At 70.0% G+C, this 10124-nt stretch carries 5 protein-coding genes; 4 read left to right on the plus strand and 1 reads right to left on the minus strand.

The genetic code is table 11. The features are described 5' to 3' along the window. From AB7O82_RS33525 to AB7O82_RS33540, 4 genes are all read left to right on the plus strand, one after another. Positions 1-1520: NADH-ubiquinone oxidoreductase-F iron-sulfur binding region domain-containing protein (locus AB7O82_RS33525; RefSeq protein WP_428621323.1), on the plus strand; the 1520-nt coding region annotated here is incomplete at its 5' end. A 142-nt stretch (positions 1521-1662) separates the two neighbouring features. Then, entirely contained in the window at positions 1663-4431 is a 2769-nt protein-coding gene (fdhF, locus tag AB7O82_RS33530; RefSeq protein WP_428552659.1) for a formate dehydrogenase subunit alpha, read from the plus strand. 285 nt (positions 4432-4716) lie between these two features. After that, positions 4717-5970 (plus strand): molybdopterin molybdotransferase MoeA, encoded by a 1254-nt coding sequence (locus AB7O82_RS33535; RefSeq protein WP_428556244.1) that lies wholly within the window; start codon positions 4717-4719, stop codon positions 5968-5970. Positions 5971-6587: 617 nt separating this feature from the next. Then, positions 6588-7751: an AGE family epimerase/isomerase gene (locus tag AB7O82_RS33540; protein WP_428621325.1), complete on the plus strand. Its 1164-nt coding sequence runs from the start codon at positions 6588-6590 to the stop codon at positions 7749-7751. A 227-nt stretch (positions 7752-7978) separates the two neighbouring features. On the opposite strand, the gene AB7O82_RS33545 is transcribed toward AB7O82_RS33540, so the two are convergent. After that, positions 7979-9745: a cation:proton antiporter gene (locus tag AB7O82_RS33545; RefSeq protein WP_428621327.1), complete on the minus strand. Its 1767-nt coding sequence runs from the start codon at positions 9743-9745 to the stop codon at positions 7979-7981. Between the last annotated feature and the right edge of the window lie 379 nt (positions 9746-10124).

Consider the following 10124-nt stretch of genomic DNA (forward strand, 5'->3'; position numbering starts at 1 on the left):
ACATCTCCGCCGCCCACCTGATGGCCCTGGCCGACGAGCTGCGCATGGCGCAGGCCGAGGTCTACGAGGTCGCCACCTTCTATGCCCATTTCGACGTCGTGCGCGAGGGCGAGACGCCGCCGCCGGCAACCACCATCCGGGTGTGCGACAGCCTGTCGTGCGCGCTGGCCGGCGCCGAAGAGTTGCTGGCGACGCTCAAGGCGGGCCAGGGGTCCGATGTCCGCGTGGTTCGTGCGCCGTGCGTCGGGCACTGCCATACCGCGCCGGTTGCCGAGGTCGGCCACAACTTCATCGATCACGCCGATGCCGCGTCAGTCGGCGAGGCGGTGCGCGAGCATCGTCACCATGCGGCGATCCCCGACTACATCGATCTCGACGCCTACCGCGCCGCCGGTGGCTACCAGACCCTGGCCCGCCTGCGCAGCGGCGCGCTGACGCGCGAGGCGCTGGTCGAGATCGTCGACAAGGCCGGCCTGCGCGGCTGCGGCGGCGCCGGCTTCCCGACGGCGCGCAAATGGCGCTCGGTGCTGGGCGAGCCGGGGCCGCGCCTGATGGCGGTCAACGCCGACGAAGGCGAGCCCGGCACGTTCAAGGATCGCCATTTCCTCGAGACCGATCCGCATCGCGTGCTGGAAGGCATGCTGATGGGCGCGCACCTGGTCGAGGCGGCGGGCATCTACTTCTATCTGCGCGACGAGTATCCCGCCTGCCACGCGATCCTGAAGCGCGAGATCGCCCGGCTCGACGCGGCCGGCCTGCTGGCCGGCGTGCGGGTCCATCTACGGCGCGGCGCCGGCGCCTATATCTGCGGCGAAGAGTCGGCGATGATCGAGAGCATCGAGGGCAAGCGCGGCCTGCCGCGCCACAAGCCGCCGCTGCCCTTCCAGGTCGGCATCTTCGGCCGGCCGACCCTGATCAACAATGTCGAGACGCTGTACTGGGTGCGCGACATCGTCCAACGCGGGCCTGAATGGTGGCTCGGCCAGGGACGCAACGGCCGCAAGGGCCTGCACGTTTATTCGGTGTCCGGGCGCGTCGCCGATCCGGGCGTCAAGATCGCGCCCGCCGGGGTGACGGTGCGCGAGCTGATCGACGAGTTCTGCGGCGGCATGCTGCCCGGCCATAGTTTCAAGGCTTACGTGCCGGGCGGGCCGTCGAGCGGCATCCTGCCGGCCTCGCTGGGCGACGTGCCGCTCGATTTCGGCACGCTGGAGCCGCACGGCAGCTTCATCGGCTCGGCCGCCGTCGTCATCCTGTCGGACAGGGACGACATCCGCGCTGCCGCGGTCAATCTGATGCGCTTCTTCGAGGACGAGAGCTGCGGCCAGTGCACGCCCTGCCGGGTCGGCACCGAGAAGGCGGTCAAGCTGATGCTGAGGACGGGCTGGGACGAGAAGCTCCTGGGCGAGCTCTCGGTGGCGATGCGCGATGCCTCGATCTGCGGGCTCGGTCAGGCCGCGCCGAATGCGCTGAGCACGGTGATGAAGCATTTCCCGGCCGATGTGGGGATCGTGCGATGAGGGGCGTGCGCATAGGCGTTCATGCGCTGGGAGCGCGCCACTCCGATGGCGCTCTTCTTGTGGATTACACACCCCATGAGCGCCATCGGAGTGGCGCGCTCCCAGCGCATGAGTCGTCTCTTCCACCTACGGGAATCGTGCGATGAGTTCCATCAAGTTCACGATCGACGGCGTCGAGGTCGAGGCGCGGGACGGCGAGACCATCTGGCAGGTCGCGGAGCGCAACGGAGTCGGCATCCCCCATCTCTGCTGGTCGACGGCGCCGGACTATCGGCCCGACGGCAACTGCCGCGCCTGCATGGTCGAAATCGAGGGCGAGCGCGTGCTGGCCGCCTCCTGCCTGCGCAAGCCGACGGCCGGCATGAAGGTGGGCGTCGCCACGCCGCGCGCCGAAGCCTCGCGCCGCATGGTCTTCGAGCTCCTGGTCGCCGACCAGCCGGCGCGCGCCACGTCGCGCGATCCGGATTCGCGCTTCTGGAACTGGGCCGATGCGGTCGGCGTCACCACCAGCCGCTTCCCCGCCGACGTGCGGCCGGCGCGCGACGTCAGCCATCCGGCGATGGCGGTCAATCTCGACGCCTGCATCAACTGCACCCTCTGCGTCCGCGCCTGCCGCGAGGTGCAGGTCAACGACGTGATCGGCATGGCCGGCCGCGGCCATCGCGAGACGATCGTGTTCGATTTCGGCGACCCGATGGGCGAGAGCTCGTGCGTCGCCTGCGGCGAGTGCGTGCAGGCCTGCCCGACCGGCGCGCTGATGCCGGCCACCCTGCTCGACGCCAGCCAGACGCGCACCCAATGGGCCGACCGCACGGTCGACAGCCTGTGCCCGTTCTGCGGCGTCGGCTGCCAGCTCACCTATCACATCAAGGACGACCGCATCCTGCACGTCACCGGCAAGGACGGTCCGGCCAACCACGCGCGGCTGTGCGTAAAGGGCCGCTTCGGCTACGACTATGCGAGCCATCCCGACCGCCTCACCGTGCCGCTGATCCGCAAGGACGGCGTGCCGAAATCGGCCGACGACGAGGTCGATCCATCCAATCCGTGGACGCATTTCCGCGAGGCCACCTGGGAAGAGGCGATGACACGCGCCGCCCAGGGCCTGATCGAGATCCGCGAACGGCGCGGCGGGCCCGGCCTGGCGGGCTTCGGCTCGGCCAAGGGCTCCAACGAGGAGGCCTATCTCTTCCAGAAGCTGGTGCGCACCGGCTTCGGCACCAACAACGTCGATCACTGCACGCGGCTCTGCCATGCCTCGTCGGTCGCCGCGCTGTTCGAGGGCATCGGCTCGGGCGCGGTGACGGCGCCGTTCTCCGCGGCGCTCGACGCCGAGACCATCATCGTGATCGGCGCCAACCCGACGGCAAACCATCCGGTCGCCGCGACCTTCATCAAGAACGCCGTCAAGAAGGGCGCCAGGCTGATCGTCGCCGACCCGCGCGGGCAGGGCCTGTCGCGTCACGCCACGATCGACCTGCGCTTCAAGCCGGGCAGCGACGTGGCGCTGCTGAACGCGATGCTGCACACCATCATCACCGAGAACCTGACCGACCGGCAGTACATCGCGGGCTTCACCGAAGGTTTCCCCGACCTGGTCGAACGCATCGGCGGCTTCTCGCCCGAGGCGATGGAACCGGTGTGCGGCGTGCCGGCCGAGACCATCCGCACCGTGGCGCGCATGTACGCGCGCTCGAAGAGCTCGATCATCTTCTGGGGCATGGGCATCTCCCAGCACGTGCACGGCACCGACAATGCGCGCTGCCTGATCGCGCTCGCCCTGGTCACCGGCCAAATCGCGCGGCCGGGCACCGGCCTGCATCCGCTGCGCGGCCAGAACAACGTGCAGGGCGCGTCGGACGCCGGCCTGATCCCGATGTTCTTCACCGACTATCGACCGGTCGAGCTGGCGAGCGCGCACGACTACTTCCAGGCGACGTGGGGCGTGCCGCTCGATCCCAAGCGCGGCCTCACCGTGGTCGAGATCATGAACGCGATCCACGCCGGCCAGATCGAGGGCATGTACATCATGGGCGAGAATCCCGCGATGTCGGACCCCGACGTCCATCACGCCCGCCAGGCGCTGGCCAAGCTCAGGCACCTCGTGGTGCAGGACATCTTCCTGACCGAGACCGCCTGGCATGCCGACGTCGTGCTGCCGGCGTCGGTGTTCCCGGAGAAGACCGGCACCTACACCAACACCGATCGCCGCATCCAGCTCGGGCGCACGGCGCTGCCGCTGCCCGGCCAGGCGCGCGTCGATCTCGACATCATCATCGATCTCGCCAACCGGCTGGGCTGCGGCTGGAGCTACTCGGGTGTGGGCGACGTCTACACCGAGATGGCGGGCACCATGCCGTCGCTGAAGAACATCAGCTGGGAGCGGCTGCAGCGCGAGGGCGCGGTGACCTATCCGGCCGACGCCGCCGACAAACCCGGCAACGAGATCCTGTTCAACACCGGATTCCCGACGGCGAGCGGGCGCGGGCGGATCGTGCCGGCGCACGTGCGGCCGCCCGACGAGGTTCCGGACGAGCAGTATCCCTACGTGCTGTCGACCGGCCGCGTGCTCGAGCACTGGCATACCGGCGCGATGACGCGGCGCTCCGCCGTGCTCGACGAGCTCGAGCCCGAGGCGATGGCGTTCCTGTGCCCGCGCGACGTCGAGAAGCTCGGCATCGGGCGCGGCGACATGATCCGCGTGTCGACGCGGCGCGGCGCCATCGAGCTCAAGGTGCGCGTCGACCCCGACGTGCCGACCGGCATGGTGTTCATCCCGTTCTGCTACGCCGAGGCGGCGGCCAACATCCTGACCAACCCGGCGCTCGACCCGTTCGGCAAGATTCCCGAGTTCAAGTTCTGCGCCGCCCAGGTCGAGCCGCTCGCCGCCGTCGCCGAGGCGGCGGAGTAAGGGGCGCGCGTGACAAAGGGGCTTCAGACCAGCAAGAAACAACCTCTTCCGCCGGGAGCGCGCCACTCCGATGGCGCTCTTCCGCCGGGAGCGCGCCACTCCGATGGCGCTCTTCCGCCGGGAGCGCGCCACTCCGATGGCGCTCTTCCGCCGGGAGCGCGCCACTCCGATGGCGCTCTTCCGCCGGGAGCGCGCCACTCCGATGGCGCTCTTCGTGTCGGACACACACCCCATGAGCGCCATCGGAGTGGCGCGCTCCCGGGCATCTGACGGAGGTGTGGTCGCATGGCGCAGCTCTCCGACGATTGCTTTGCCTTCGGCGGTGCCCTTTTAGGCATCGACGCCGTGCGTAAAATGATCTTCGAGCGGGTGACGCCGGTCGCCGGCGTCGAGCCGGTGCCGCTGCGCCGCGCGCTCGGGCGAACGCTGGCCCAGGACATCGCCGCGCCGATCGACGTGCCGGGCTACGACAACTCGGCGGTCGACGGCTATGCGGTGCGCTTCGACGATCTCGATCCGGCGCACGAGACGGTGCTGCGCTGCGTCGACCGCGCCGCGGCCGGTCACGGCGCCACGATGGCGCTCGGGCCGGGCGAGGCCATCCGCATCTTCACCGGCGCCATGCTGCCGGACGGCGCCGACGTCGTGATCATGCAGGAGGACTGCCTGCGCGAAGCCGACCAGGTGACCATCCGGCCCGGCATCAAGCGTGGCGCCAACCTGCGGCGCGCCGGCGAGGATGTCGCCCGCAACTCGCGGGCGCTCGGCGCCGGCCGGCGACTGGGGCCGGCCGATCTCGGCCTGCTGGCGGCGCTCGGCTTCGTCGAGGTGCCGGTGCGCCGGCGCCTGTCGGTCGCGCTGCTGTCGACCGGCGACGAGGTGCGCGAGCCCGGCAAGGCGCTGCGGCAGGGCCAGGTCCACGACGCCAACCGCTACATGCTGGCCGGCATGCTGGAGCGGCTCGACGTCGACGTGTCCGATCTCGGCATCGTGCGCGACGACGCCGCGAGCCTGGGCGATGTGCTGCGCGAGGCTGCCGCGGCGAGCGACCTGATCGTCACCTCGGGCGGCGTCTCGACCGGCGAGGAGGATCACGTCCGCTCGGCCATCGCCAATCACGGCTCGCTCTATTTCTGGCGGTTGGCGATCAAGCCCGGCCGGCCGGTGGCGATGGGCCAGATCGGCGCCACGCCGCTCGCCGGCCTGCCCGGCAACCCGGTCGCCGCCCTGCTCACCTTCGCCCTGGTGGCCCGGCCGATGATCGAGGCCCTGTCCGGCACCGACCCGCACATCGCCCGCCGCTTCCGCGTCAGAAGCGCCTTCGACTACAGGAAGAAGGCCGGCCGCCGCGAGTTCGTGCGCGTCTCGCTCGACCGCCCCGCCGCCGGGCTCGCAACGGCGACGCGCTTCCCCAAGGAAGGTGCGGGCATGCTGACCTCGCTCACCGAGACCGATGGCCTGGTCGAACTGCCAGAAGAGCTGACGCGGCTCGCGTCGGGCACCGAGGTCGACTTCGTGCCCTACAGCGAACTGGTGTGAGCAATGGTGAACGACTTTCTTGCCCTTCTCCCCAACTTCGCTGGAAAGGTGCCCCGTCATACGGGCCAGAGGGGTCATGGTCTTCCCCAGACCGCGGGCCTCCCGCCCGCTCATGATCATGATGGTGATGATGACGAGCGGGCGGGACGCCCGCGGTCCGGAAGACGATGAACCCTCTAAACGGGGAGATTCCTGCCGCCATTCTGCTGGGCCCGATTGACGTCGCGCAAATCTCGCCTAGCGTGGCAGAGGCTGGCGACGACTCGTTGCCGGCGACGGCGCGGCATCAAGGAGGATGGATCATGCGCAAGCGCGAGGGTGTGGCCGGGGTCGCTTTCCGCCGCAGCACGCCCGACGGACACAAAACGGCCGACTGACGCAAAACGAGCTCGACATGTTCATGTGCGTCAGTCGCAAGTGCTTGATTCCAAAGGGCACTGACGCAAATGACGCAAATGACGCAAAATCGGACCGTGAAAAGTTTCCCTCTACGGACCGCGGGCGTCTCGCCCGCTCATGATCATGATCATGAGCGGGCGAGACGCCCGCGGTCCGTATGAACGTCCTGCGAATGGCCTGCGATCAGGCGCTGTTTACGGCACCACAGGCGGAGGAACATGACAGTCGATGACCACGTGAGCGACGCCGACCTGCCGGACTTGCGCGAACGCCTGCTGCAGTGGCTGCTCGCCGATGCCTTGCCGACGTGGTGGGAGATCGGCGCGGATCGGACGGCCGGGGGCTTTCACGAGGCGATCGATCTTTCGGGGCGGCCAGTCCTCGGCGAACGTCGCGCGCGCGTCCAGGCGCGGCAGATCTTTTCCTACGCCGTGGGCGGCGGGCTCGGCTGGTCTGGGCCGTGGCAGCACGCCGTCGGGCACGGTCTCGACTACTATCTCGATCGCTACCGGCGCGCCGACGGCCTGTTCTGGAATGCCCTGGCGCGCGACGGACGGCCGGTCGAGAAGGCGCCGCACCTCTACGAGCAGGCCTTCGCCCTGCTCGCCCTCGCGACCGCCACCGGCGCGACCGCCGATCGCGCGCTCGAACCGATCGCCGTCACGATCGTCGAGCGGCTGCTGGCCGAGCGGCGCAACCCGGCCGGCGGTTTCACCGGCTTCGTCGACGACGCGGTCTACCAGTCCGATCCGCACATGCACCTGCTCGAGGCCGCGCTCGCCTGGGACCAGGTGGCGCCCGACCCGCGCTGGCGGGCGCTGGCCGACGAGGTCGCGGAGCTCGGCATGCGCCGCTTCGTGGTCCCCGGAGGCGGCCACCTGCTCGAATACTTCAACGCCGACTGGTCGCCCGCCGCCGGCCTCGCGGGCCGGCTGGTCTGGCCGGGCCACCAGTTCGAATGGGCCGGCCTTCTCGAACGCTGGGGCCGCGCGCGCGGACGCGACGACGCGCGGCGGATGGCGCGGCGCCTCTACCGCACCGGCGCAGACCACGGCATCGATCCGGTGCGCAGCGTCGCCGTCTTCGAGCTGCTCGACGACATGTCGGTCCACGATGCCAAGGCACGGCTGTGGTCGCAGACCGAATGGCTGAAGGCCGCGCTCATCCTGGCCAACGCGGAGGAGGATGCCGAGGTGCGGCGCGCCTACCGCAGCGATGCGGCGTCGGCGGCGCGGGCGCTGCTGCGCTACCTCGAGACGCCGGTGTCCGGCCTGTGGCGCGACAAGCTCGCCGGCGACGGCACCTGGGTCGACGAGCCGGCGCCGGGCAGCTCGTTCTATCACATCATCGACGCGCTGCGCGTGCTGGCGGCGACCCCATAGGCGCTGACTTGATGGAGGAGGTCATGCGCTGGGAGCGCGCCACTAATGGCGGAGTAACCTCCGCCACGATGGCGCTCATGGGGTGTGTAATCAAAAAGAAGAGCGCCATCGGAGTGGCGCGCTCCCAGCGAAAGAGCACCATCGTGGCGGAGGTTACTCCGCCATTGGCCGAGGTTACTCCGCCATTGGCGGAGGTTACTCGGCCATTAGTGGCGCGCTCCCAGCAGCTACTCCCCCCGCAGGCTGCGGGCGCGGCCGCCCAGCGCGTTGGGGTCGTTCAGCTCCTTGCGGTAGTCCTCGCGGCGCTGATGGATCGAGGCGATCACCAGGCCCATCGGCACGCCGAGGCCGACCAGCAGCGACTCGGAAAGCTGCAGCGAGGCCTCGACCGTCTCGGGCACGGCATCGGACGCGCCGAGGCTGTAGAGCCGCTTGGCCTGGCGGGCATCGCGCGCCCGCACGACGATCGGCAGGTCGCGGTTGATCTGCCGCGCCGTCGCCACCACGGCCTCGGTGCCGTCGGGCGAATCCATGGTCACCACCACCGCGAGCGCGGTCTCGAGGCCGCAGCGCTGCAGGAACTCGGGCCGCGAGGCATCGCCGTAGAGCACCTCGTGGCCGGCGAGCCGCGCCTCCTCCACCTGCCTCGGCGTGCGATCGACGGCGAGCCAGGGGATGCCGTGCGCCGTCAGCATCTCGGCGACGAGGTGGCCGACGCGGCCGTAGCCGACCACCAGCACCCGCGGCGTCATGGTCGGATCGTGCGGGATGGACGGATGCTCGGCCGAGGCCGCCGCGCGCCGGGCCAGCGCGGCACCGGCGGCCGCGAGCACGGGAATGCAGAACATCGAGAGCGTCGACGAGACCACGATCGCGTTGCCGAGCGCCGGCTCGACCAGGCCCTCCGCCATCGCCGAATGGAGCACGACGAAGGAGAACTCGCCGCCCGCGGCGAGCAGCAGCGCGATCTCCGCCGCCGCGGCGGCGGCGAAGCCGAAGAGCCGCGCCAGCACGAAGATGACGCCGCCGTTCAGCACCATGAGGCCCACCAGCATGCCGAGGATCTGCAGCGGCTTGGCGACCAGCAGCGACAGGTCAAGGCCGATGCCGACCGAGACGAAGAACAGGCCGAGCAGCAGCCCCTTGAAGGGTTCGACGGTGGTCTCGACCTCCTTGCGATACTCGGTCTCGGCGAGCAGCAGGCCGGCGACGAAGGCGCCGAGCGACATCGACAGGCCGCTGATCGCCGCCACCAGCCCGGCGCCGACCACGACCAGCAGGCAGGCGGCGACGAACAGCTCCTCGCTCTTCGCCCGGGCCACCAGGGCCATCAGCGGCCGGAGCGCCAGGCGGCCCAGCACGACCAGCGCCACCAGGCCGACGGCGGCCGGCGCGAAGGCCAGCAGCAGGCGGGGCGAGAAGGTCTCTCCCATGCGGTAGCCGAGGAAGGCGATGGTCACCAGCAGGGGCGCGACCGCGAGATCCTGCAGCAGCAGGATGGCGAAGGTCGCCCGCCCGGACGGCGTGAACTGGCGCTTCTGGTCGGCGAGCAGCGGCATGACGATGGCGGTCGACGAGAAGGCCAGCGACATGCCGACCAGGGCGGCCGCGGTCACGTCCTGCCCCAGCGCGATGGCGGCGGCGGCGATCACGGCGGTGCAGATCGCGACCTGCAGCCCGCCCAGGCCGAACACCAGGCGGCTCAGCGTCTTCAGGCGCTCCCAGGAGAGCTCGAGGCCGATGCTGAAAAGGAGGAAGACGACGCCGAGGTCGGCGAGCTGCGCCACGCTCGTGGCATTCTTGATCGTGAAGTAGCTGAGCCACGGCACGACATCCTGCAGCGCGCCCAGGCCCGACGGACCGAGCAGGACACCGGCCGCCAAAAAGCCGAGAATGGGGCTGAGCTTCCACTGCCGGAACAGCGGAACGACGAAGCCGGCAGTGATCAGGAACAGGACGACGTCGCCGTAGTCGCTGGTCTCGACGTTGGTCACTCTGCCGCAGTCCACACTGGCGGCCGGGCGCCGCCAAAACCAGGCACCTGGCCGCTCGCCGGCTGCACACGACGCACGGCCATTCCATATGGAACGGCACGCGGCGACAACGCTGCGAGTTGGAGCATCATGAATCGGCTATACGACACGGCTGATGAATTGCGAAGCGCGATCGCCCCACCACGGCGCGGGCCGTCGCCGCTCGGCCGACTTGCCGGCGCGACGTTTCTTGCCGGACCGCGGGCGTCATGTGGACCGCGGGCGTCATGTGGACCGCGGGCGTCATGTGGACCGCGGGCGTCATGTGGACCGCGGGCGTCATGTGGACCGCGGGCGTCATGTGGACCGCGGGCGTCATGTGGACCGCGGGCGTCATGTG

The organism is Reyranella sp. (genome assembly GCF_050185545.1).
GTDB lineage: Bacteria > Pseudomonadota > Alphaproteobacteria > Reyranellales > Reyranellaceae > Reyranella.